Here is a 22,012-nt window from a genome sequence, read left to right as displayed (position 1 = left end):
TGTCGATCCGAACATGGACAGGGGTCCCGGAATCTGAAACCGGCGCTATCATTCCCGCTCAGCCGTGACCAGGCGGAGCGAGGAACGAGATGACTTTCGATGAAGACGCCGTCAGCCCGGCCGACCCCGATGGTTCTGTGCGCTCGGACGAGTCGTCGGCCGACCTGATGTCGGGTTCCGGCCCGGTGCGGCGCCGTCTGCTCCTGACCTCCGCGGTCGTCGCCCTCACCGCCATCGCCGGTATCACCGGGATGCATGCCGCGGCGGCCGCCGTCAGTGAACCGGCGGCCAGTAAACCGGCAGTCGACAAGCCCCATCCCATGGCGTCGAGCTACGACTTGGCCTCCGAGGAGGCTCTCTGGCGCCGCCAGGAACTGCTCAGCGATCTGAACTACTGGATCGAAGCCCTGCCTGGCATCAAGACCAGCGGGTTCAGCTTCACGATCGTCGACCCGGATGCCGGCTCCGCCATCCTGGTCTGGCACGGGCCGCCCGACGCTGTGCAGCGGCAGATCGTGGACGAGGCCCGCCGCCGGCGCATTCCCATCTCCATCCAGCAGCGCAACTACAGCAGGGACGACCTCGAACAGGCCGCGAAACAGCTCATCTCCATCGATTCGGGCACCGGCGTGTTCCAGAACTTCAAAGTGGGCTCAGTCGGAACCATCGACATCGACTTCGACGGCGTCACCGTCGGAGGCGACTACATCCATCCGCCGGCCGAGGGCATCCCCGCAGCGGACGCCGCACTCGCGCAGGCCCTCGCCGCCAAAACCGGCGTAGCCATCAGGATCGAACGCGGCGGGATCGTCCCCCTCTGACATAGCCGTTACGGCATCCCTGCTGCTTGGGGCGCCACAGCGGCCGGACGCAGTGGTGCCGAAACTCGCAGACATGAAATCCGCCGATGATCAAGCGGTGTCCAAAGCGGCGTTCAAACGGTGTCCACATCCGCGGAGATAGCCACCTGGCCGACCTCAACTCTGCCTTCCACGATCCAGACGTACGCGCCGTCGTCTGCCTCCGCGGCGGCTACGGCGCGCAGCGCATCGTCGACGCGCTCGACTTCGACGCCGTACGGGCCGATCCCAAGCTCTTCATGGGCTTCTCCGACATCACCGCGCTACACGTCGCCCTGTGGTGCGAAACCGGGCTGCCAACGGTGCACGGCCCCCGACTGTCGAATCTGCATGACGGCGCCCGCCGGGCGCTGATGACCACAGACCCCATCGTCGTGACCGCCGACGAGAACGAGGACACCTTCGACGTCCGCGTGCCCGGCCGTGCGGAAGGAACGCTGCTCGGCGGCAACCTGACCATGCTGGCCACCACGGCGGGCACCCACCACCGGCTCGACCTCACCGGCGCGATCCTGCTGATCGAGGCCGCGGGCGAGGAGCCATACCGCATCGACCGCTCGATCGTGCAGTTGAAGCAGTCCGGCTGGCTTGACGGCGTCGCGGGCGTCGCGGTCGGCCAGTTCACCGAATGCGACCACGGCGACGGACCGTCGCCGACCGTGCAGCAGGTCCTCGCCGAGCAACTCGGCGAACTCGGCGTTCCGGTGCTCGGCGGCCTTCCGATCGGCCACGGCGACGAACAGGCCGTCGTCGCCCAGGGTGTCCCAGCCGTCCTCGACGCCAACGCGGGAACGCTCACCAGCCAGCCAGCCAGCCGGGGCATGAGGACCACCCACGCTTACAGGAAGCTGGGAATGGACAGCAGCCCTGACCCACCGCTGGGCAGCTCATGAGGCACACCGCAGGCCAACGCCTTGCCGCCAACTCCGAACGCCCCCGGATCCCTACTCGTCTGACGGAGCCCTCGCGACCTCCGCAGCATCCGTGAGCGAGACAGGGCCCTCGTGGACGTCGTTGAGGACGTCACCCAGCAGCCTGCCCAGCCCGGGAGGCAGGAACGTCTCCCGACCCTCACGCTCGAGGATCTCCTGATGCGAGAACCAGTGATATCCCTCAATCGTTGACGCCTCCAGCGGCTCGTGGCTGCCGAAGTCGACCACCGAGCGCGCCGAGACCCGTGCGACGAAGAACCGGGCGGTCACCAACCACGGCTCGCCGGCAGTGCCGGCCACAAGCTTCTCCTGCGTCCACACGCATCGGCCGATCGAGACGTCTCGGATTCCGGTCTCCTCGAAGACCTCACGGCGGGCCGCCTGCTCATAGGTCTCACCTGGCTCCACCCCACCGCCCACCAGCAGCCAGAAATCAGCCGTGATCGGATTGGGCCCCCGAGCCGCAGCAGGGTCATGAATCTTGAGCATCAACACTCGGTCGTCCTCATCCAGGAGCACGACACGAGCACTCGGCCTGATCTTGACGTCATCCGGCATGCGCAGACCCTACGCACCACCCGGCCGCGCTCGACGAGGAAACCGCCAGGTCGGTGAGAAATCCGGACCGACATTCCGGTGAGAAGCCGTGACACTGGGCAGCTCACTGGCCCGGAGCTCCGACATCTTCGGCGAGAACCTACACTGAGTGGAACGACATTCACATACGGGTCAGAGGCCAGGAGTCCTGCGCAGCGAATCAGCCGAGTAGGGCAGGTATCGTCCGTCCACCTCCAGGCCGCGCATGAGACGACCGAGGAGGCGCTCCACGACCAGGGCGGTGTCGTCGACCAGTTCCTCCGTGGTGGTCGTGGCGAGCAGCTCGTACTCTGCGCGGCTGTAGGGCACGCCCATGTCTCCCCAGGTGGAACGGCCGTCCCACGGGCTCACGTCCTTGAGGTTGTCCAGCAGCACACCGACCGCCCACTGGCCCTGATAGCCGCTGACCTGCTCGGCCAGGCGCCCGGCCAGGCTGAGCAGGCAATGCGTGAGACCTAGAACTAGAGCGGGGAAAACGAAGCGTTCTGGGTCACTCCGCCCGCAGTCGGTGCCGCGGCCGCAGGTCAGCGCCACCCCACCGTCCTCGCGCAACACCAGCTCGAGAAGGTCGGTCTCGATGATGCGATCCCGCTCGCGGTAGGAGGTAAAGGCGACCCCGTCCGCTCGGCGCTGCGGCCTGGTCACATGGGTCAGGTGGGGCGCCCACTCGAACTGCAGCTCCGCCGTGATGTCCCTGGCCAACACTTGGAAGGTTGGCTGCAGCTGCGGTCCCGTGATCAGCTCCACCATCGCGTCGTCGCGCGCCGCCAACGGCTGCGCGATCACGTACAGGTGCGCCTGCTCGTGAGGCTGCGGCGTCGGGTCCTCATCGCGCAGCACTCGTAGCTGCCGCGACAAGTCGTGCTGATGCTGCGCCCGGACGCTGATCGCCTGCCGGACGTCCTGGTCGCTGAGCTTGTGGTTCGCCTTGTCGCCGCGCCCGTAGTAGACGTTGTCGACCATGTGTGGCGCCTGTGGGCTGGGCGCGACGATCACCAGCAGGCAGCCCCACCCGGTGCGGGCCGGGTCCGGAATCTCGACGCAGCGGACCCGCACCGGCGGGTGGGGCTTCGTCCGTACGACCTGATCGACCCGGTCCGCGAGGCCGCGCAGCTCCACGCCGACGACCTCGCCGGCGTGGCTGTCGCGATCGACGATGCCGTAGATGAGCAGGCCGCCCTCCAATGCCATCGCCGAGACGTCGATCGCGAGGTCGTGGTTGCCGGGCCGGCCAGCCTTGAGTTCGCGTTTGAGGTCCACCCACCGCGACTCGTCGAGCAGCCCTCCGGCGGCGGCATCCAGCACGTCCTGCCAGGTCCGGGGCCGCCACATGCCGTGATCGACGCCCAGATAGACCGCGCCCGTCCAGTCGCTGCTCATGCCCCTGCTCTCATCGCGTCATTGGACTCACCAGCCTATGCGCCGATCACGATGCGTCACTCGTTCGAGCGACGCATCCGGAGACCCGGCGAGGCCGCCGAGCAGCGAGGAGAACGTGCTGTTCGCCTGCGGCCCAGCAGGGAGGTCCTGACATGGGGCGCCGCAAGATGTAGAGCGCGGGCGGTCACCCGAGCGGGTGTATCCCCTACCATTGACACCGTATCCCCTAGGGGATACGGTGTGGTGGTTCCCGCACCCACGCACCGGGGAGGTCGATCGTGGACATTCAGCCCGGCACCGTGAGTACCGGATGGGAACGCCCAGGCACCCTCGACGACCTGCGGGCCGCGCTGGACGAGCTGGCCGGGCTGGACCCGGTCGAGCGGGCCCGCCGCGCCCCAGAACTGATCGAGGCGGGCAAGACGATCCTGGCCGACGTGCGCGGCCACGCGGTTGCCGAGGCCCTGGACGGCGGGTGGGGCGCCACCGCACTGGCCCGCGAACTGGGCGTGACCCGGGCCAAGGTGTACGAGTCTTTGGCCCGCGTCGCCGAGGCGCCCGCGGCCCGCCCGGCACCCGTGACCACACCTGGCAGTAGGGAGACGACCTGATGGCGAGCCTGGAAGACCTGGAACGGCGCATCGCCGCGCTGGAGGAACAGGTGGGCCTGGAGGCCGGGCTGCGTGCGAGCGCAGATCGTGACCTCTCCGGGCTGGCGCAGACCCTGCGGGCGCAGCACCACAGCATCCAGGCGATGGCCATCAACCAGTCGCAGCACAACGAGAAACTCGACCGGCACGAGGAGTCCCTGGCCGCGGCGCACGGCAAGCTCGACCGGATCATCACGATGCTCGACCGCCTGATCGACCAGGCCGGCCCGGACGTGTCGACGCCGTGATCGCCGGGCGGGTGTACCTGGAACGCGGGCGCCCGGTCACGGTCGTCTGCGGATGGGGACCGGGCGGCGGCCCGCGCAACGTGTGGATCCGCCGGGCCGACGGCTCTCAGGTGGTCCGCCCGTTCCGAGGGCTGCGCCGCCCGCCGGAAGACGGCACGGTTCTTCAGTAGACCGTCACGGCCCTTCGCGACCGGGGACAGCCCCGGGACTGCCCCGGATCATGATCCACATCCTGTGACCGCATAACTGATCTTATGACGGCGTTTATCCGTCGAGCAGGTGCCGTAGTGACCGTTGCGGGACTTCCTCACCACCGCCTCGTCCTGGGCGCTGGCGAGAATCACGCAGGCGCCCCGGCCCCGGCGGCGGCCCGCTCCAGCACCCAGTAGACCGTCGGGCGTGACACCTCGAACCTCGTGAGCCGCCGGGCGAATCACCATGTGCTTCAGGGCCGTTGCTCGCGATCCCGCTCGCGGCGCTCCACGCGCTGGTCTCCGCAGTGGTGTGCTGCTGCCCAGCCCTCATGCGATCGGGCAGTGATCCTGGTTTCAAAGCCGAGCCTGATGGTTCCGGGCCGCCCCGCCCCTCAGCTCGCGCGGGCGCCCGCGCGAGCTGAGGGGCGGCACCACCCGCCTCAGGCCCCGGCCCAGCAAATGTGCTGCGCTCCGGAACGGTCGAGGCTCTGTCCGGCGCAGGCGGCAGCCTGCAGGCTCGGGTATTGGGAGAATAGTGTGGGTGCGCCTACGGGCGAACAGGCTCGCCCGTTGATTGATCGGTGCCGAGCTGTTGGAGGATGTCGGAGACGTCTGGGGCGAGGGCGGGCTTGGCGATGTAGTAGGTGGTGGTGATCTCCTCGCTGGCGTGTCCGAGTTGGGCTGCGGCGCTCTTGGTGTCGGCCTCTTTGTCGATGAGTGTGGCGACGGTCTTGCGGAACGTGTGGGGGGTGACCCATTCCAGGTCGCTGTCGGCGCGGGCGTGGCGCCATTGGCGGCGTACGTTGTTGGGGGAGAGCCAGGTGCCGCGCCGTGACGGGAAGATCGCGTCGTTGTGGTTGTCGGCGGCATCGACTGTGCGGCCCAGCAGCATGCTGATGGCGAATCGGGGTAGTACGACGGTCCGGTAGCCGGCGTCGGACTTGGTCCATTCTTGGCGGAAGAAGCCTTTGCCTTTGACGTAGACGATGGTGCCGGAGATGGTCAGGGTGGGTCGGGAGTTGGCTAGGTCCAGGTCTGCCCAGCGCAGGGCGAGGATCTCGCCGATGCGGGCGCCGGTGGCGAGCATGAGGTCGACGATGTCGGCCAGGTCGCCGGTGTGCCGAGGTCCCGGCTTGCCGGGGACGGGGTGCTGCCATTCCCGGATGGCTGTCCGGACGGCCTGAAGGTGATCACCGGTGAGGGCGGTGACCTTGCGGCGTGGTCTACGGAGCCGACTGGTGTCGCGGACCGGGTTGGTGGTGAGCGCGCCGTGGCGCACAGCCAGGGCAAGCATCTGTCCGAGGACGACTTTCGCGCCCTTGGCCGATGCCGGATGATTCTTCGCGATTTCCCGAAGGAACCGGTCCAGGCGGCCGACCGTCGCCTCCCGGACTCGCAGATTTCCGAGGGTTGGAACGATCATCGTGCGCAGGCTCTTCTGGTACCGGTCGATGGTCTGCGGTGCCAGGCGGTCCTCTGCGGTGATCTCGTCGATCCACAGGTCGGCGAGCGTGCTGAGGTGGGTCTCTCTGGTGATCTCGTCATCATTGGGGGCGACGCGGTCACGCAGCTTCTCCTTCAGGGCACGGACGGCGGCCGGACCGGTGGCGCCCGTGGCCTCGACGTCACGGGTCTTGCCGTCGTAGTCGCGGAACCGAGCGCGGGCGCAATACCGGTTGGGGCCGAGTTTCTCGGTGCGGATCGTGCCCCAGGTACCGACGGGCAGGGGAGGTCGGGCCATGGTTCAGCGCTCCGGGTCGGTATGGGCGTCGAGCCAGCGGTCGACCTCGCTGCGCCGGTAGCGCAGGGTGTTGCCGACCCGGATGGCGCGCGGTCCTTTGCCGCGGCTGTGCCAGGCGTAGAGGGTGTTCTTCGGCTTGCCGAGCCAGGCCGCCACATCGTCGATGGTCAGGAGCGGGTCGGGCCGCCACTCGGCGGCGGGTGAGGCGCTCATCGCCGGCCTGCCGTGGCGGACGAACCGGCCTGCGGGTCGGAAGCGGTGGCTGTGTCGGGCTGGGCGTTGCCCGGCGTGGGGTGTGCGTAGGGCGGGCACGGGGCGGCGGTCCTTTCGACGTCCCGGTCGGGGTTGGGCCGGGGATGGGTGGCACTGCCGCTGTTGGCGTTCGCGGCGGGCGCCGGGTGCGCCCGTCGATCCATGCGGGACGTGGTGAAGGGATCAAGCCGATCGGTGTGTGGCCCGGCGGGATCCGTCGTGCTCGGCGCGGAGCTGTGCCGGGTGGTCTGCGGCAGTACGACATCGCTTGAGTTCGTTGTCGCTGTCGTGTGTGTGCAGGTGCCTGGTCTCGTTGATCTCGCAATGTGGATCAATGGTTGTGTTCTGAGCCTTCCTCGGGAATCTTGAAGCTGCTTCGGATGGTCCGGGTTGGCTTCGGTTGATGTGAACGTGAGGTTCTCGGGTTGGGACTGGCGGTCGTCCGGGATCTCCGAGACCGGCGTGTGCCGGCGTCCGCGGAGGAACTCGAGCGGTTCGAGGTGGATGTGCTGGCCGGGTTCGTGCTGGCGCGGGCTTCGGCCGGGCTGACCGACGGCACGGTCCGTGGCGATGTCAGCCAGCTCGAACAGATTCGGGACTGGTTCGGCCGACCGCTGTGGGAGATGGAGCCGGCCGACGCCGACGCCTACTTCGGCCGTGCGCTGCGAGGTGCTCCCTCGGGCACGAGACTGGCCCGTTCGCAGGCGCTGCGGATCTACTTCGGGTTTCTGGAGCTGAGGTTCCAGGCGGAACTGCACGCGTTGACCGGGCGGGTGGTGATGTGCCCGATCGACGAGATGAACCGCCCCCGTGGGCGCAAGGACGCCAAGCTGCGGATCCCGCCCAGCGCCGAGGAGATCGACGTCCTGTTCGCCGGGTGGGCGGCGGAGCTGGCGACGTGCCGCAAGTTCGCGCCGACGGCGCGCAACTACACCGCGGCCCGGCTGATGGCCGATGTCGGGCTGCGTGTCAACGAGGCCCGCAACCTGGACCTGGATGACATCAAGTGGAACGTCGGCCCGTTCGGCAAGCTGCACGTGCGCTTCGGTAAGGGCTCCCGCGGCTCCGGCCCCCGCGAACGGGTGGTGCCGTTGATCAACCAGGCGGGCCGCACCCTGGCCTGGTTCATCGAGGACGTGTGGGCGCACTTCGGCGGCGACCACCGCTCGCCGCAGGCGCCGCTGTTCCCCTCGGAACGCCACGGCGTGCGCCGGGTCGGCTACGACTCGCTGCGCGCCGGGCTTGCCGACGCGGTCGCCACGCACCTGCCCGCCTGGACGGACAGGCTGACCCCGCACGTGTTGCGGCACTACTGCGCGTCGCAGATGTACTTGAACGGCGTGGACTTGATCGCGATCCAGGAAATGCTCGGCCATTCCTGGGTGGCCACGACGATGAAGTACGTCCATGTGCACCGCACCCGCATCGAGCAGGCGTGGCTCGACGGGCAGCGGCGCGCCGCCCGCCGGTTGGAAGGACTGGTCTGAATGCGCTGGAACATGCGCCTGGTCGCCGCCCAACGAGGCATCTGGAAGGCTTCCGACGTGCAGCGGCTGCTCGCCGAGCACGGCCTGGTGATCTCCGCCGGGAAGATGTCCGGGTTGTGGTCCGGCCAACCCGTGACGATCAAGCTGGCCGACCTCGACGTCATCTGCGTGGCGCTGGACTGCCAGGTCGGTGATCTGCTCATCGCCGAACCCGACACCGTCTCCCGGCCCGGGCAGGACACTTCCGCGAAGCCCGCCGCGGACGCCACCACGCCCAGTGACATCCGGCGCGTGGTGCCGCGCCGCCGTGACGGCCGCTCCCTGCCACCGCGCTGACCGGTGGGCGCCCGCGACCATGACGGCACGCTCGTGCCACGAACCGTCACCAGCTGCGCGGCATGCCTGGCCTGGGGCCTGACCTTCTCCCAAGGCGTCTGCCTCGCCTGCTACCAGTTCGCCAACCCGCGCGACGGCAACCCCTACGGCGACTGCCAGGCATGCGGGCGTCGGCAGCGAGTCCGTAAGGGCTACTGCCGATTGTGCTGGTGCCAGGCCCGTGACGACCGGCGACGGCTGGCGTCCGACGCGCGCTCCGCGGTCGTGTTGGCCCCCTATCTGACCGGAATCCGCTGGCAACAGCTGTTCCTGAGCATCAGCGACCGCCGCCAGGCACCCCCGCGCAGCGCGCCCCGCCGCTACGGCGTCAAGGGACGGCCCCGCAAGCAGCCACCGCCCGCGGCCGGACGCCCGGTCAGCCGCTGGCTGCAAGAGCCGCTGCTGCCCGCCGGTCGCCGTGACTACCGGCGCGGTGTGATCGACCTGCGCGCCGGGCCGCCACCGGATAACCCCTGGCTGGCCTGGGCGCTGCACCTGGCCCACAGCACCGCCGAGACCCGCGGCTGGGCACCCGTCGTGCGCCGCGCCATGCAACGCGTGCTGGTCATGCTGCTCGCCGAGCACCGCGAACCCGACCGCATCCGCGTCAGCGACTTCGCCGCTGCCGCCGCCGGGCAATACATCAACCTCGACTACGTCGTCGAGATCCTCACAACCATGGGCGTCGTCGACGACGACCGGCCGCCCAGCCTCGAAGGCTGGATGACCGGCAAACTCGCCGGCCTGCCCGGCCCATGGCGGCGAGACCTGACCAACTGGGGCCGGCTGCTGCGCGACGGCGGCCCACGCAGCCGCCCGCGGCACGAGGGCACGGTCCGCACCTACCTGAACGTCGCCGCCGATGCCGCCGCGTCCTGGCCGCACCGTGACCACCTGCGAGAAGTCACCCGCGACGACGTCGACGCCTACCTCAGCGCGCTGCAGGGCCGACGCCGGGAAACGGCCACGACCGCGCTGCGCGGGCTGTTCCGGTGGGCGAAAACCCACAAGCTGATCTTCCGGAATCCGACCCGCGGCGTCCGCGGCGTCACCGTGCCCGACCTGATCTGGCCGCTGCTCGAACCGGACGACATCACCGCCAGCGTCACCGCCGCGACCACCGTGCAAGCCCGGCTGTGTGTCGTGCTCGCCGCCGTCCACGCCGCCCGACCCGGCCAAATCCGGGCCCTGCACCTCGACGACGTCGACCTCACCGGCCGCCGGCTCACCATCGCCGGCAACAGCCGCCCCTTGGACGACCTCACCGCCCAGGTGCTGCTCGACTGGCTCACCTACCGCCGCGAACGCTGGCCGCACACCGCCAACCAGCACCTGCTGATCAGCTACGCCAGCGCGCTGGGCCACGGCCCGGTCAGCCACACGTGGATCCTCAACCTGCGCGGCCTGCCAGGCACCCTCGAACGACTGCGCATCGACCGTCAACTCGAAGAAGCCGTCGCCACCGGCGCGGACCCGCTGCATTTGGCTGCGGTCTTCGGCTGCAGCGACGGCGCCGCCATCCGCTGGGCCACCAACGCACGGGAACTCATCGGCGAGCCTCACGCGACTCGCCTCCCCGAGTCGCCGTGAACCCCGGTGCCGGCATGGCATGATGTCGCCTCAGGACACTCGGATTCGCGTTGCGAACACTTGGGTTCAGCCGAACTCGCGAAATTTTGGCCGAGCCGCAGGATGATCACGTCCTCGTGCTGCGGGATCCATTGCGGGTCGCCGGCCGTGATGGCGTCGCGGACGTTCTTCTGCTGGAAGAACGACGCCCGCGGTACGAGCACCCCGTTGCGGACGCCGGCCATCAGCGCCACGCATTCCTCGACCAGTTCCAACCCGGCGGCTTGTCCGGCGGCGACGACCATGCCGGGGATGTCCACGAGTTCCCCGTGCCGCCGGTAGGGGCGGGCGGTGATGGCGACGTGCCCGCCGGGGCGCAGGACGGCCCGGCATCCGGCGAGGATGTCGGTGAACCCGGCGGCGAGGGTGTCGTGGTCGCGGTAGGCGAGGTTGTCGCTGCCCCCGTACCGGTGGTGGACCTTGCGGACCTTGCCCCGCCGGGCGCCGGGGGTGCGGGCGTGGCCGTGGGTGGACGGCCCGTACGGCGGCGAGGTGACCACCAGGGTGACCCGGCCGCGCATCCGCGCCGGCAATAGGGAGGGGAGCTGGCGTGAGTCGCCGGTGTAGACCTCCCCGTTCCCGGGCGCGCCCTGCTGGGCGGCGAGGGCGATGTTGACCGCAGCCAACGCGGCCCAGCGGGCTTCATACTCGACACCGATGCCGTCGCGGCCGAGGTGCATGGCTTCGACCATGGTGGTGCCGATGCCGGCCATCGGGTCGAGCACGAGGTCGCCGGGGTCGGTGTAGGTGTGGATGGCGTAGCGGGCGATGGTGGGCAGCATCTTGCCCGGGTGCGTGATCGACTCGGCGGTGTAGCGGCCCTTGCGCAGTTCCCGGGAGGGCTTCTGCCCGGCCAGCCACACCGACCCGGGATATCCCTGCGCCAGCAACGCAGCCGTCGACGTGGGAACGGCGGCAGCGGGACGGGCGGTCGACGGGTACTCAGACATGAGCGGCCTCCGGTTTCATCGACGCAAAGACGAGGAGGTCCCTGTGCGCCGGTACGTGTCGCCCGGCGAGCAGCGGCGGGCGGGGCACAAAGGGGGACTCGGTGCGGGGCTCGACCTCGGGCAGCGGCACGAGCAGGGCCGGGATGTGTTGGTGGTAGAGCAGCCCGGCGGTGCGGGCGGCGGCGATGACCGTCGAGCGGTGACCGATGGGTGCGGTGCCGGGTCCGGCAGTGAGCAGGACGATGAGGAACCCGCCGGGGCGTAGCCACGCCCGCCACGCGCCGAGCGCGCAACTGTTCGCGTGGGTGTCGCGGCTGTCGACTCCCAGGCGCGGAAGGGTCGCCAGGACGAGCCCGGCGCCGCGCCCTTCGACGCCGTCGAGCGGCTCGGGCCGCCGGTGCGGATCCTCACCGTTGGTGACGGCGACGCCGGATCGGCGGCCCAGGTACTCGGCCGCCGCCGCGACGCTCGGGTGGCCGTCGGTGTCGAGGACGGTGTCGCCGTCGCGGGTGTAGCGGGCGATCAAACGGGCGACGTGATCGGGGTGAATGCCGTACCAGTCGGGCACCGTCCGCCCGGCCGGATCGGCGGGGCGTCGGGAGTGGGTCGGGGTGAGGAGGAGTCCGACGGGCGCCGGAGGGCGGGCGTCGAGGGTGTGGGTCTGCGGCATGGGGTGTGTGGGCCATGGCCGCCGACGAACGCTGACATATAGAGATACAGATTTCGGGGCCTGTTTGGACATCGGCCTCGGTCCCGCAGGCCCGCCGTGCCCGAGTAACACCCCCGGTCGGACCCCTATATCAAGATCGACTCGGGGTTGAACACGCAGGTCAGCGCTTGGACTAGAGACTGGCCTGCCGTCTGCGGGGGTTGGCCGCCGTGCTCGGTGATCGCGGTAACCCATAACAAGATCAGGTGCGGTGTAACAAGATCACGACCGAGGTTGAACAAGATCATCGACCCCCTATGACAAGATCGACTTAGACGCAAACAAGATCATCAATGGCCTTTCGGTCGCGTTTAGGATCTCGCGCGCGGTTGAACGCGCCTCGCCGCGAGGTGGTACCGGCGGCATCCCAAGGTTGTTCACCGTCGGGCGGGCATTGATGTTCACGGCACCTCTGCACGCCAGCGGTCCGCCCTGGTGGCCTCGGTGTGACAGGGGTTGAACACGCAGCCCAGCCTCCCGGCGAGGCGCACGGGCGGATGTAGGCCCGGCCTGCTCGCCGGGGAGGGAGCACCAGGGTTGAACACGTGGCGTGACCCTTGAACAGGATCCACAGTGTTCAAGATCTGTTACACCCGCGTGGCGGGATGGGTGCTGTTCCCGCCGGACGCCCTCAGCGAGGCGCCGGCATCCCAGCCACCCCTCGGGGGATCTTCCATGTCTGCGTTCGTTTCTTCCGTGCTGCCCGCCGCCGGTACCGACGCCCCGCATCTCGTGCTCGGTGAGCAGCCGTTCGACGTCACCGCGAACTCGTTTCGGCTGTTCACCACCGGTCCGGAGGCTCTCGCTGTGGACGGTGCCGCGCTCGGCGAGGGCCTGCCCGCGCGGCGGATCGCGTTGTCGGAGCTGGCCGCGATCCTGATGCACCCCTCCTGCGGCTACGCCACGAGTGACCAGGTGTGGCGGCTGCTCATCGGCCGTGCCCGCACCGACGGCCCGGCCTGGGTCGTGGGTGCGGTCGGGGTAGCGCTGCCGGGCCTACGGCAGGCGGCCTACCGGCTGCGACACCACGACGGGGACGTGCAGGCCGAGCTGTTGACCGCCTTCGTCGCGGCGCTGCGGACGGTACGGCCGGGCGAGGCCAAGGTGGCGCAGCGGCTGCTCACGGCCACGTTCACCGCCGCCCGTACCGCGCTGCGCACCGCCGAGCCGAGCCGCGCGAACCCGCCGATCAGCGCTCCTGCCGCCGGTGCCGGGAACCCGGACTTCGTGCTGGCCCGCGCAGTCGGAGCCGGAGTCCTCACGGCTGGCGAGGCGGAGCTGATCGGCGCGACCCGCCTCGAAGGCGTGTCGGTAGCCGACTACGCCGCCCGGTCCGGTCGCGGCTACTGGGCGGTCGCCAAGGAGCGCTCGCGGGCCGAGGACCGCCTGGTCGCGGCCATCCGGTCTGGGGCGCTGTCCGACGAGGACACCGCCGTGATTGCCGAGGCCACCATGACCCTCGCCGCCGACCGATCGCGCCGTGTCTGACCTGCGGCTTGTCCAAACGAGGGCCGAAATCTGTATCTCTTAGTGCGGGACCTTCCCGCACCCGGTGGCCCTTCGACCCGGCCCCGCTGACGGCGCTGACACCCCGCAACGGCCCCGCCGAAACCCCTTTGCGAAGGAGGACGGCCACCACGGCCGGTCGCAGGTCACCACCAACCCGCTTGCCTGCTCGCCCAGCCCACACCCCGGGGTGTGGGCTGGGCCGCCCCGGAGGTGCCCATCCCATGAACCGCCCTTTGCGCCGCCCCACGCCGACTCCGCGCCGCCCGGTCACCGACCGGCCCGGTCGGCGCCTGCGCCGTACCGTGCGCCGCCTGGCCCCGGCCGTCGCGGTCACCCTCAGCGCCGCCGTCGCGGTCGCGCTCGTCTCGGACGCCGCGTACGCGGCCGACTCCATCGAGGCCGTGGTCAACAACATCCGCACCTGGCTGGTCGGCATCCTCGTCGCCGTCGCCACCCTGTTCCTGACCGTCGGCGGGCTGCGCTACGCCGCCGCGAACGGCGACCCGGGCGAGGTCGAGAAGGCCAAGCTCGCGCTCAAGTCCGCCGCCATCGGCTACGGCCTGGCGCTGCTCGCGCCGCTATTCGTCACCATCGTCGGCGGGTGGGTGAAGTGATTACCCACCACCGTGACTCGTCCCGCCGTCCCGGCGTCCCGCACCGCCGTCCCCTCGTCCCCGACGGCCGTCCCGCCGTCCCCGAGCGCCGTCCTCGGCCGTCCCGCCGTGGCGTCCGACTGCTCATCCTCGCGGTTCTCGGCATCGGGTTGGCCGCCTGTCCCGCCACGGCGGCACCGGCGTGGGCCGCGCCGTCCCCGACACCCGCCCCCGCCCCGGGCGTGCCGTCCCCTGTCCCCACCCCGCCCACGGGCGGACCAACACCGGCTGTCCCTTCGTCCCCGCCGACGCCAGCTCCGTCCCCGGCAGACGGGGCCGGGGATGCCGATGACGAGCCGGGGATGTTCGACATCCCCGGGCAGATCCGCAAGGCCATCAGCGAGTTTCTGCTGTGGGTGGCCAAGACCGGTCTGAAGCCGGTGATGGATATCCTCGGCCGGACCGCGTTGTCGACCCCGGATCTGACGGGCAGCGCGCACGTGAAGGCGGTGTGGACGACCAGCCTGGTCGCCGCGAACGGCATCTACGTGCTGTTCATCATCGCCGGCGGCTTCATCGTCGCCTCCCGCGAAACCGTGCAGTCGCAGTACGGGTTCAAGCAGATCGCCCCACGGCTGGTCCTCGGCGCCGTGATCTCCAACGTCAGCCTGATCCTGTGCGGCAAGGCGATCGAGGCGGCCAACGCCCTGACCGCCGCGATTGCCGGGCAGGGCGTCGATGGTCCGACCGCGGCGGACGCGATCCTCGGCATCCTGGATCAGCCGCTGAACGGCACCAACCCGAACATCCTGCTCGCGGTGCTGGTCATCGCGGTCGTCGTGCTCAGCATCGTCGTGGTCATCACGTTCCTGCTGCGCATCGCGCTACTCGTCGTCCTCGTCGGGGTCGCGCCGTTGGCGCTGGCCTGCCACGCGACACCGCCGACCGAGGGCATCGCCTACGTGTGGTGGCGGGCGTTCTTCGCCTGCCTCGGCCTGCAACTAGCCCAAGCGGTGGTCGTGCTGGCCACGGTGAAGGTGTTCCTCACCCCGTCCGGCCTCGTCCTGCTCGGCGTACCCGCCACCGCCAGTGGCCTGCTCGGGGTGCTGGTCTGCGTCACGATGCTGTGGCTACTGGTCAAGCTTCCCGGGCTGATGAAACAGTTCGTCCTCGCACCGCTGGGCTTGCGCAGCCAGGGCCGAGGGCTGATCGGGCAGCTCCTGCAGGCGTACGTGATGGTCAAGACCCTCGGCACCGCCGCCGGGTTCATCGGCAAAGGCAGCCACCCCGCTAGGACGGCGGCGCGCCAGCGGGCAGCCACCACCAGCAACGGGGCGCGGCCGAGCACCGCTCGGCCCGTTTCCGCCACCCGGGGGCGGGCGGGTACCCCGCGACCGGCACCGGTGCGGCCGTCCCCGCCCGGCCCGGTGGCGTTCAGTAACTCCCCCACCACGCAAACGCCGCCGGCGGCGCCCGCTGGCACCACCGGCGCACCCACGTTCAGCCACCCCCAGCAGCCCGCCACCCCGGCGGCGACCCCCACCGCGCCAGCATCGGCCGCCCCGTTTTCACACCCCAACCCTCCACAGCCGACCACTACTGGACCAGTTGGGCGTGCGGCTCCGGTGGCGTTCAGTAACACCACACCCGGTCCGGCAAGTCTTACCCCGACGGGGCCGCCGCCTGCGGCAACGTTCTCGAACCCGCAGAGGCCGCAGAGCGCGCCGCGCCGGCCACCGGCACCGGTCACCCCGGTGTTCTCGTCCGCACCGCCCAACCCGAGGACACGGCCTACCGCTGCCTCCCGGCCTACCGCCGCACCCCGGTCCGCGGCCAGCCGGGCCGCTCCATCGCCGGTGACCAAGGCGCCCGCCGCCCCGCGCCGGTCCCCGTCGCCGAGTCCGGCCGCTCAGCCGTCCCCGCGCCCGTCCCCGACGCCTCGACCGACACCGGCCGCCTCACCACCGCCGTCCCCGCCGTCTGCGCCGCGACCGCGCGGCAGCGCGGCTCCGGTGTTCCGACCGGCGGCGTCGTCCCCGCCGCCGTCCCGGCGGGCTGAGGCCTCGTCCCCGCCGTCCCCGCCGCCAGCGCGGCGCCGTCCCCGAGAAGGAGGGGGTAAGTGATGGGCCGCCGTGATGATGATGCGCCGCTGCGCGCCCGGGTGCCCGCTGATGTGGAGCGCCCGGATCGGATCGCGTTCGGTATGACCGGGCGGCAGTTGGTCATCCTGACCGTCACCGGCCTCGTCCTCTACGCGGCCTGGACGGCTTTGGCCACGGTGGTGCCGCCGGTGGTGTTCGCCGCGTGCAGTGTGCCGATCCTGGGCGCGGCGTTCTTCCTGGCGGTCGGTCGCCGCGACGGGATCGGCCTCGACCGGTGGCTGCTCGCCGGGTGGCGTCACCGCCGGGCGCCGCACCGGCTCGTGCCGTCCGAGTGGCCGATCGTCGCAGCCCCGGCGTGGGTGGCGACCACGCGGGGGCCGGGGGACCGGCTTCCGCTGCCCGCCCCGCTGCGCCTCCCGGCGAAGGGCATCACCCCTGATGGCCTGGTCGATCTGGGTTCGGACGGCACGACCGGCCTGGTGGCCGCGTCGACGGTGGCGTTTGGGCTGCGGACCCCGGCCGAGCAGAACGGCCTCGTCGCCGGGTTCGCCCGCTGGCTGCACTCGCTGGACGGCCCGGCGCAGATCCTCGTCCGGGCGCAACGCGTCGACCTGACGCAGCTCGCCGACCGGATCGCCGCACAGGCGCCGAGCCTGCCGGATCCGGCCCTGGAACACGCCGCGATGTCGCATGCGGCCTTCCTGGACGACCTCGGCGCCCGCCGGGAGCTGCTGCACCGGCACGTCACCGTCGCGGTGCGCAGCACCCGCAGCCCCGCCACCACCGCCCATCAGGCTGCCGAAACGGTTCGGGCGCTGTCCGGCTGCGAGGTCGCCGCGCGGGTGCTGGAACCGGCCGACGCCGCCCTCACGTTGGCCGGCGCCCTCAACCCCTCCGCCCCTTCGTCCCCGCCGCCGGGACGGGCCGTCCCCGACCTTGATGGAAGCGAGGAGCCGTGAGTCTGTTCGCGCGCAACCGGAACACTGCCGTCCCCGAGCCGGGGACGGTCGTCCCCGGCAGCCCGGATGCCGTTGAGGTTGGGGGACGGTCGGTGCGGGTGGGGGACGGCTACACCGCCGCGCTCGCCGTCATCGGATATCCGGCCGAGGTCGGCCCCGGCTGGCTCGAGCCACTGCTCGCGTATCCGGGGCGGGTGGACGTGTCCGTGCACATCGACCCCGTGCCGCCGGTGGTGGCGTCGCAGCGGCTGCGTAAGCAGCGCGGCCGGTTCGAGGCGTCCCGCCGGCAGGACGCCTCGAAGGGGCGCCTTGATGACCCCGAGTTGGACGCCGCGGCGGCCGACGCCGCCGAGCTCGCCGCCCGCGTCGCCCGAGGCGAAGCCCGCCTGTTCCGCCTCGGCCTCTACCTGACCGTCCATGCGGACACCGAAGACGAGCTGGCCGACCGGGTGAGCGAGGTCCGCGCCCTCGCCTCGTCGCTGCTGCTCGATGTCGCCCCGGCCACCTGGCGGCAGTTGCAGGGCTGGATCACCGGCCTGCCGCTGGCGTTCGACGCCCTCGGGATGAAGCGGGTGTTCGACACCGACGCCCTCGCCGCCGCGTTCCCGTTCACGTCGCCGGACCTGCCCACCACGGCCGGGGACACCGGGATGGGCGTGCTGTACGGGCTGAACCTGCACTCGCCGGGGGTGGTGGTGTGGGACCGGTGGGCGCAGTCGAACTACAACTCCGTCATCCTCGCCCGCTCCGGTGAGGGCAAGTCCTACCTCGCCAAACTCGACCTGCTCCGCAACCTGTACCTCGGTGTCGAGGCGTTCGTCATCGACCCCGAAGACGAATACCTGCGCCTGGCCGAGGCGGTCGGCGGGACGATCATCCGGCCCGGCACCCCCGGGGTGCGGATCAACCCCCTCGATCTGTCGGCCGGGGACGGCGACGACGCCCTCGTGCGGCGGGCGCTGTTCCTGCAAACCTTCGTCGCCGTGCTGACCGGCACCGGCCAGATCCCGCCGCAGGAGGCCGCCGCCCTCGACGTCGCGGTGCTGGCCGCGTACCGGGGCAAGGGCATCACCAGCGACCCGCGCACCTGGCGGCGCCCGGCCCCGCTGCTGGCCGACCTCGCCGAAGCCCTCACCGAGGCGGGCGACGCCGGGCGCACCCTCGCGGCCCGGTTGCACCCGTACGTGGCTGGCAGCTTCAAGGGCCTGTTCGACGGTCCCACCACCACGCCCGCCGAAGGCCACCTCGTCGTCTACGCGATCAAAGACCTGCCGGATGAGCTGAAGCCGGTCGGGACGCTGCTGATCCTCGATGCGATCTGGCGCACCGTCAGCACCGCCAACCGCCGCGCTGTCGCCGAGTCGCGGCCGGAGGTCCGGCGGCTGGTGCTGGTGGACGAGGCGTGGCTGATGCTCCGCGCCGGGCTCGGCGCGCAGTTCCTGTTCCGGCTGTCTAAGTCCGCCCGTAAGTACGGCGCCGGGCTGTCCGTGATTACGCAGGACGCCGCCGACGTGCTCGCGACCGAGGTCGGCCGGGCGGTCGTCTCGAACGCGGCCACGCAGGTGCTGCTGCGGCAGGCAACGCAGGCCATCGACGCCGTCACCGACGCGTTCGGGCTCACCGACGGCGAGCGGGCGTTCCTGCTGTCCAGTTCACGCGGAGATGCGCTCTTGGCTAGTGGATCTTCGCGGGTGGCGTTTCACAGCCTGGCCTCCGACGTGGAGCACGAGCTTGTCGTCACCGGTCCGGCCGCCACCCGCCGATAGCCCCTTTGCCGCATCGGAGCCCATCATGTCGCTTATCTCCACGTTGTCACACCCCTTCCTCCCGCTGTCACACCTCTCGGTCCCGCTGTCACACCCCTCGTTGCTGGCAGAGCCGTCGCCGTCGCCATCGGCCGGGTGTGTGCCCGGCCAGGCCGGGACGCCCGACGGCGTGCTCGGGGAACTGTTGTGCGGGACCTGGGGACCGAAGGCCCCCGCCGCGGTGGTCGAGTTCGTCCGTGTCCGGTGGCCGCTGTTCCTCGCCGTCATCGCCGTGCTGGTCACGTTCACTGTGGTGTGGCGGGTGTGGCGGCGCCGGGTGTGGCGCGCCCACGCGGGGCGGGCGCGGTGGTTGCAGATCATTCCGCCGGTCACCGCGACACCGGCCGCAACCGTCGGGTTGTGGCGGCTGCTGGCCACGGCGCTTCCGGCACCGTCGCGGTGGGCGCTGCGCCCGGCCCGGATCGTGTGGGAGGTCCAGGCCGACCCGCACGGGATGCGCGCCGGACTCTGGCTACCGCCCGGGGTGAACCCGACCGCCGTACTACGGCTGCTCCAGCGGGCCTGGCCCGGTGTACGCGCCGAACACGCCGCCCCGCCGGTCGTGCGGGGCGGAATCGCCACCACCCTCGCCCTGCTACCCACGCAGCCGGACTGGCTGCCCCTCGTTGAAGACCTGCCCTCGACGACACGTCGGGTGGACACCTCCAGTCCGGAGGACGACCGGCTGCGCGCCGTCTTCGACGGGCTGGCTTCGGCCGGGCGCACGGGCGGTGGCCTATTGCAAGTCCACATCGGGCGGGCACCGGCGCACCGGATGCGGATGCTGCGCCGGGCCACCACCCGCCCCGAACGCGCCCGCAAGACCCGAGGCGCCAGCCGTGCCGTCGGTCTGCTCGCCGAGGCACTCCGTGCCGGGATTCTGGCGACGCTCAATCTGCTCAGCCCCGGCCCAGGCCCGCGCCGGAACGCGTCCGGCCGGACCGACCCGTACCTGGCGGAGCTGGCGCGGCAGGCGCGCGGCAAGCTCAGCGCCGCCCCGCACCTGCTCGTCGCCGTCTACGCCACCGGCGCCGGACCGACCAAGGCCGCCGCGCTGTCGGCCGCCGCCGACATCACTAGCGGGTTCGGGCTGCTGTCGGCGCACTTCACCCGCCGGCGGCTGCGAGGCGGCACCACCGCGGCGGCCCAGCGCTGGGTGCCCGAGGATCGGATGAGCCTCGCCGCCGTCGGCGAGGCCGCCGCGCTGGCCGGGCTGCCCGCCGAACCGGCCGCCTACGGCCTGCCGTCCGCCGCGTCCCGGCGCCGTCCCGGCAGCCGCGACGTCTTCCGCACCACCACCCGGACCTCCGGTCAGGAGATGGCAGGCCACCGCCAGGCCATCGCGCCGAAGCCGGACGAGCGGGCGAAGCCCGATGACGACACCGACGAACCGTCTGCAGTGTGGAGCGCCCCGTGACCCCCAACCACGACCAGACCGCCTCGGCGGGCCCTCGCCCGGAGGGTCGCCGCCTCAACCTCGTTCCGCTCGATGAGCGCTACGGCCTGGGCGGGAAGGTGATCGGTGTCGCGAACGCCGGCCCCCGCACGAGGATCGGGATCTCGCTGACCGACTGCCGCTACCACGTGCACGCGCTCGGCCCTACCGGCACCGGCAAGACCACCCTGCTGATGAACATGATCCTCGACGACATCGAGGCGGGCAGGGGCGTGGCCGCGTTCGACCCGGCCAAGGGCGATCTGATCCGGGATCTGCTCGACCGGATGCCCGGGTCCGCCGGGGATCGGTTGGTGTTGATCGACCCGGACGAGGGCAAGGCCCCACCGGCGATCAACCTGCTCGACCCGGCCGTGCACGGCGGTACCCCGCACGACGTGGCCGCGAATCTCACCGCCGTCATGTCGAAGGTGTGGGCGCGCTGGTGGGGCCACCGCTCCGCCGACATCTGCTACCACGGCCTGCTCACCCTCGCCCACCTGCCCGGCGCGACCCTGGCCCAGTTGCCGCGGCTGCTGTCCGATCCGAAGTGGCGGGCCGAGCGCGTGAAAGCCGTCGTGCGGGGCTTGAACGCGTGGGAGGGCAACACCCTCGGCGACTTCTGGGAAGGCTTCGACGCCCTTCCCGCTGGGCAGCGCGCGGGACTGGTCGCGCCGCTGTTGTCCCGGCTCCGGCTGGTGCTCGCGCATCCCATGGCGCAGTCGCTGTTCGGGATGCCGGCCACGACGTTCTCCTTCGCCGAGATCCTCGACGGCGGCGTGCTACTGGCCCGGCTGCCCAAGGGTGTCATCGGTGAGGACGGCACCCGGCTCATCGGCTCCCTGCTGCTGGCGGGGTTGTGGCAGGCCACCACCGCCCGCGCCCGCATCCCGGAGAACCAACGCCCGGACTGCATGGTCGTGCTAGACGAGTGCCACAACTTCCTGCACCTGCCCATCGGCATCGATGACGCCCTCGCAGAGGCCCGCGGCCTGCACACCTCGTTCGTCCTTGCACACCAGTACCTGGGCCAGCTGTCCGGAGAGATGGCCGAGGCGATCGACGCCAACGCCCGCAACAAGGTGTACTTCGCCCTCGCGCCGCGCGACGCCATCGACCAGGCCCGCCACCTGCGCCCGTACCTGGACGACGGGGATCTGATCCGCCTCGGCGGCTACGAAATCGTCCTGCGACCCGTGGCGAACGGCCGAGTGGTGCCACCGGCCACCGCCGACACCGAGCCCCCACCGCCGCCGATCAAGGGCCGCGCCGAGGTCCTGCGCCGGGCGGCGCGGGAGCACACCGGCCTGTCCCGCAAGACCCGCCGGGAGCTGCTCGGCGCGGCCAACACGGCGCCGGCCGACCCGGAGCAGGAGCAGCCCGCCCCGGTGATGGTGCCTGCGCCGTCGGAGCCGAACAACTTCGCGCTGCACCCCGAGCGGTCACTGGTGACCCCTCAGATGACGGCTCACGAGGCGGCTCACGAGGCGGCTCACGACGACGGAAACGCCGGTGAACACGCCCCCTATGACACGTCATACGCGCACGTCACGAGCCCTGTGGAGGACTGGTGGAACGGAACCGACCGATAAGAGATACCACTCC

At 71.0% G+C, this 22,012-nt stretch carries 19 protein-coding genes and 1 pseudogene; 14 read left to right on the top strand and 6 right to left on the bottom strand.

What is annotated here, in order from left to right; translation table 11 throughout:
• Nucleotides 1-89 precede the first annotated feature (89 nt).
• Together EV385_RS02730 and EV385_RS02725 are read left to right on the top strand one after the other, a co-directional pair.
• Nucleotides 90-821: a hypothetical protein gene (locus EV385_RS02730; protein WP_130508013.1), complete on the top strand. Its 732-nt coding sequence runs from the start codon at nt 90-92 to the stop codon at nt 819-821.
• Nucleotides 822-907: 86 nt separating this feature from the next.
• Complete coding sequence (locus EV385_RS02725) at nt 908-1,753, top strand: S66 peptidase family protein (RefSeq protein WP_130508012.1); 846 nt, start codon at nt 908-910, stop codon at nt 1,751-1,753.
• A 51-nt stretch (nt 1,754-1,804) separates the two neighbouring features.
• Here the strand turns inward: EV385_RS02725 and EV385_RS02720 are convergent, their stop codons facing one another.
• A complete protein-coding gene (locus EV385_RS02720) occupies nt 1,805-2,350 on the bottom strand; it encodes an NUDIX hydrolase (RefSeq protein WP_130508011.1) in 546 nt (181 codons plus the stop codon).
• A gap of 171 nt (nt 2,351-2,521) precedes the next feature.
• Entirely contained in the window at nt 2,522-3,769 is a 1,248-nt protein-coding gene (locus tag EV385_RS02715; RefSeq protein ID WP_130508010.1) for an AlbA family DNA-binding domain-containing protein, read from the bottom strand.
• 278 nt (nt 3,770-4,047) lie between these two features.
• Here EV385_RS02715 and EV385_RS02710 point away from each other — a divergent pair, with 278 nt between their 5' ends.
• Both EV385_RS02710 and EV385_RS02705 read left to right on the top strand, forming a co-directional pair.
• Nucleotides 4,048-4,380: a hypothetical protein gene (locus EV385_RS02710; RefSeq protein ID WP_130508009.1), complete on the top strand. Its 333-nt coding sequence runs from the start codon at nt 4,048-4,050 to the stop codon at nt 4,378-4,380.
• Nucleotides 4,380-4,667 (top strand): hypothetical protein, encoded by a 288-nt coding sequence (locus EV385_RS02705; RefSeq protein WP_130508008.1) that lies wholly within the window; start codon nt 4,380-4,382, stop codon nt 4,665-4,667. Before EV385_RS02710 ends, EV385_RS02705 begins: the two co-directional genes overlap by 1 nt.
• Nucleotides 4,668-5,408: 741 nt before the next feature.
• Here EV385_RS02705 and EV385_RS02700 read toward each other — a convergent pair.
• Together EV385_RS02700 and EV385_RS02695 are read right to left on the bottom strand one after the other, a co-directional pair.
• Nucleotides 5,409-6,602 carry a tyrosine-type recombinase/integrase gene (locus tag EV385_RS02700; protein WP_130508007.1) on the bottom strand — a complete coding sequence of 398 codons (1,194 nt, stop codon included), beginning with the start codon at nt 6,600-6,602 and terminating at the stop codon, nt 5,409-5,411.
• Between the two features lie 3 nt (nt 6,603-6,605).
• On the bottom strand, nt 6,606-6,815 hold the full coding sequence (locus EV385_RS02695) for a helix-turn-helix transcriptional regulator (protein ID WP_130508006.1): 210 nt from the start codon (nt 6,813-6,815) through the stop codon (nt 6,606-6,608).
• A 503-nt stretch (nt 6,816-7,318) separates the two neighbouring features.
• On the opposite strand from EV385_RS02695, the gene EV385_RS02685 reads away from it, so the two are divergent.
• The 3 genes from EV385_RS02685 to EV385_RS02675 are packed head-to-tail and all read left to right on the top strand — an operon-like array spanning nt 7,319 to nt 10,306.
• Nucleotides 7,319-8,341 carry a tyrosine-type recombinase/integrase gene (locus EV385_RS02685; RefSeq protein WP_242624663.1) on the top strand — a complete coding sequence of 341 codons (1,023 nt, stop codon included), beginning with the start codon at nt 7,319-7,321 and terminating at the stop codon, nt 8,339-8,341.
• Nucleotides 8,342-8,677 (top strand): helix-turn-helix domain-containing protein, encoded by a 336-nt coding sequence (locus EV385_RS02680; RefSeq protein ID WP_130508004.1) that lies wholly within the window; start codon nt 8,342-8,344, stop codon nt 8,675-8,677.
• A gap of 33 nt (nt 8,678-8,710) precedes the next feature.
• Nucleotides 8,711-10,306 carry a site-specific integrase gene (locus tag EV385_RS02675; RefSeq protein ID WP_242624662.1) on the top strand — a complete coding sequence of 532 codons (1,596 nt, stop codon included), beginning with the start codon at nt 8,711-8,713 and terminating at the stop codon, nt 10,304-10,306.
• Here EV385_RS02675 and EV385_RS02670 read toward each other — a convergent pair.
• Nucleotides 10,297-11,295 (bottom strand): annotated as a pseudogene (locus EV385_RS02670) (TRM11 family SAM-dependent methyltransferase); the annotation flags it as partial. The gene EV385_RS02675 and the pseudogene EV385_RS02670 sit on opposite strands and share 10 nt — an antisense overlap.
• Nucleotides 11,288-11,965, bottom strand: coding sequence for a hypothetical protein (locus EV385_RS02665; protein ID WP_130508002.1), 678 nt, complete (start codon nt 11,963-11,965; stop codon nt 11,288-11,290). The pseudogene EV385_RS02670 and the gene EV385_RS02665, both read right to left, overlap by 8 nt.
• A gap of 714 nt (nt 11,966-12,679) precedes the next feature.
• Between EV385_RS02665 and EV385_RS02660 the strand changes: the two genes are divergently transcribed.
• The 7 genes from EV385_RS02660 to EV385_RS02630 all read left to right on the top strand — a co-directional run bounded on the left by EV385_RS02660 (nt 12,680) and on the right by EV385_RS02630 (nt 21,999).
• The gene (locus tag EV385_RS02660; protein ID WP_130508001.1) at nt 12,680-13,492 is read left to right on the top strand and encodes a hypothetical protein; all 813 of its coding nucleotides are present in this window, start codon (nt 12,680-12,682) and stop codon (nt 13,490-13,492) included.
• Nucleotides 13,493-13,734: 242 nt separating this feature from the next.
• Complete coding sequence (locus EV385_RS02655) at nt 13,735-14,127, top strand: pilin (RefSeq protein ID WP_130508000.1); 393 nt, start codon at nt 13,735-13,737, stop codon at nt 14,125-14,127.
• A 341-nt stretch (nt 14,128-14,468) separates the two neighbouring features.
• The gene (locus EV385_RS02650; protein WP_130507999.1) at nt 14,469-16,229 is read left to right on the top strand and encodes a TrbL/VirB6 family protein; all 1,761 of its coding nucleotides are present in this window, start codon (nt 14,469-14,471) and stop codon (nt 16,227-16,229) included.
• Entirely contained in the window at nt 16,229-17,167 is a 939-nt protein-coding gene (locus tag EV385_RS02645; protein ID WP_130507998.1) for a PrgI family protein, read from the top strand. The genes EV385_RS02650 and EV385_RS02645 overlap by 1 nt, the downstream gene beginning before the upstream one ends.
• Complete coding sequence (locus EV385_RS02640; protein WP_130507997.1) at nt 17,164-18,933, top strand: VirB4 family type IV secretion system protein; 1,770 nt, start codon at nt 17,164-17,166, stop codon at nt 18,931-18,933. The genes EV385_RS02645 and EV385_RS02640 overlap by 4 nt, the downstream gene beginning before the upstream one ends.
• A gap of 25 nt (nt 18,934-18,958) precedes the next feature.
• Nucleotides 18,959-20,389, top strand: a complete 1,431-nt coding sequence (locus EV385_RS02635; RefSeq protein WP_130507996.1) for a hypothetical protein — start codon at nt 18,959-18,961, stop codon at nt 20,387-20,389.
• Nucleotides 20,386-21,999, top strand: a complete 1,614-nt coding sequence (locus tag EV385_RS02630; RefSeq protein WP_207229734.1) for a type IV secretory system conjugative DNA transfer family protein — start codon at nt 20,386-20,388, stop codon at nt 21,997-21,999. Before EV385_RS02635 ends, EV385_RS02630 begins: the two co-directional genes overlap by 4 nt.
• The last annotated feature ends 13 nt before the right edge of the window (nt 22,000-22,012 follow it).

The organism is Krasilnikovia cinnamomea, assembly GCF_004217545.1.
Lineage (GTDB): Bacteria > Actinomycetota > Actinomycetes > Mycobacteriales > Micromonosporaceae > Actinoplanes > Actinoplanes cinnamomeus.
The sequence above is the reverse complement of the archived record's forward strand: the minus strand, read 5'-3'. Positions and strand labels throughout refer to the sequence as shown.

Coding starts and splice junctions, on each gene's coding strand:
- EV385_RS02730 (WP_130508013.1), top strand. CDS start 90: ATGACTTTCGATGAAGACGCCGTCAGCCCGGCCGACCCCGATGGTTCT.
- EV385_RS02725 (WP_130508012.1), top strand. CDS start 908: ATGATCAAGCGGTGTCCAAAGCGGCGTTCAAACGGTGTCCACATCCGC.
- EV385_RS02720 (WP_130508011.1), bottom strand. CDS start 2,350: ATGCCGGATGACGTCAAGATCAGGCCGAGTGCTCGTGTCGTGCTCCTG.
- EV385_RS02715 (WP_130508010.1), bottom strand. CDS start 3,769: ATGAGCAGCGACTGGACGGGCGCGGTCTATCTGGGCGTCGATCACGGC.
- EV385_RS02705 (WP_130508008.1), top strand. CDS start 4,380: ATGGCGAGCCTGGAAGACCTGGAACGGCGCATCGCCGCGCTGGAGGAA.
- EV385_RS02700 (WP_130508007.1), bottom strand. CDS start 6,602: ATGGCCCGACCTCCCCTGCCCGTCGGTACCTGGGGCACGATCCGCACC.
- EV385_RS02695 (WP_130508006.1), bottom strand. CDS start 6,815: ATGAGCGCCTCACCCGCCGCCGAGTGGCGGCCCGACCCGCTCCTGACC.
- EV385_RS02680 (WP_130508004.1), top strand. CDS start 8,342: ATGCGCTGGAACATGCGCCTGGTCGCCGCCCAACGAGGCATCTGGAAG.
- EV385_RS02665 (WP_130508002.1), bottom strand. CDS start 11,965: ATGCCGCAGACCCACACCCTCGACGCCCGCCCTCCGGCGCCCGTCGGA.
- EV385_RS02660 (WP_130508001.1), top strand. CDS start 12,680: ATGTCTGCGTTCGTTTCTTCCGTGCTGCCCGCCGCCGGTACCGACGCC.
- EV385_RS02655 (WP_130508000.1), top strand. CDS start 13,735: ATGAACCGCCCTTTGCGCCGCCCCACGCCGACTCCGCGCCGCCCGGTC.
- EV385_RS02650 (WP_130507999.1), top strand. CDS start 14,469: ATGTTCGACATCCCCGGGCAGATCCGCAAGGCCATCAGCGAGTTTCTG.
- EV385_RS02645 (WP_130507998.1), top strand. CDS start 16,229: ATGGGCCGCCGTGATGATGATGCGCCGCTGCGCGCCCGGGTGCCCGCT.
- EV385_RS02635 (WP_130507996.1), top strand. CDS start 18,959: ATGTCGCTTATCTCCACGTTGTCACACCCCTTCCTCCCGCTGTCACAC.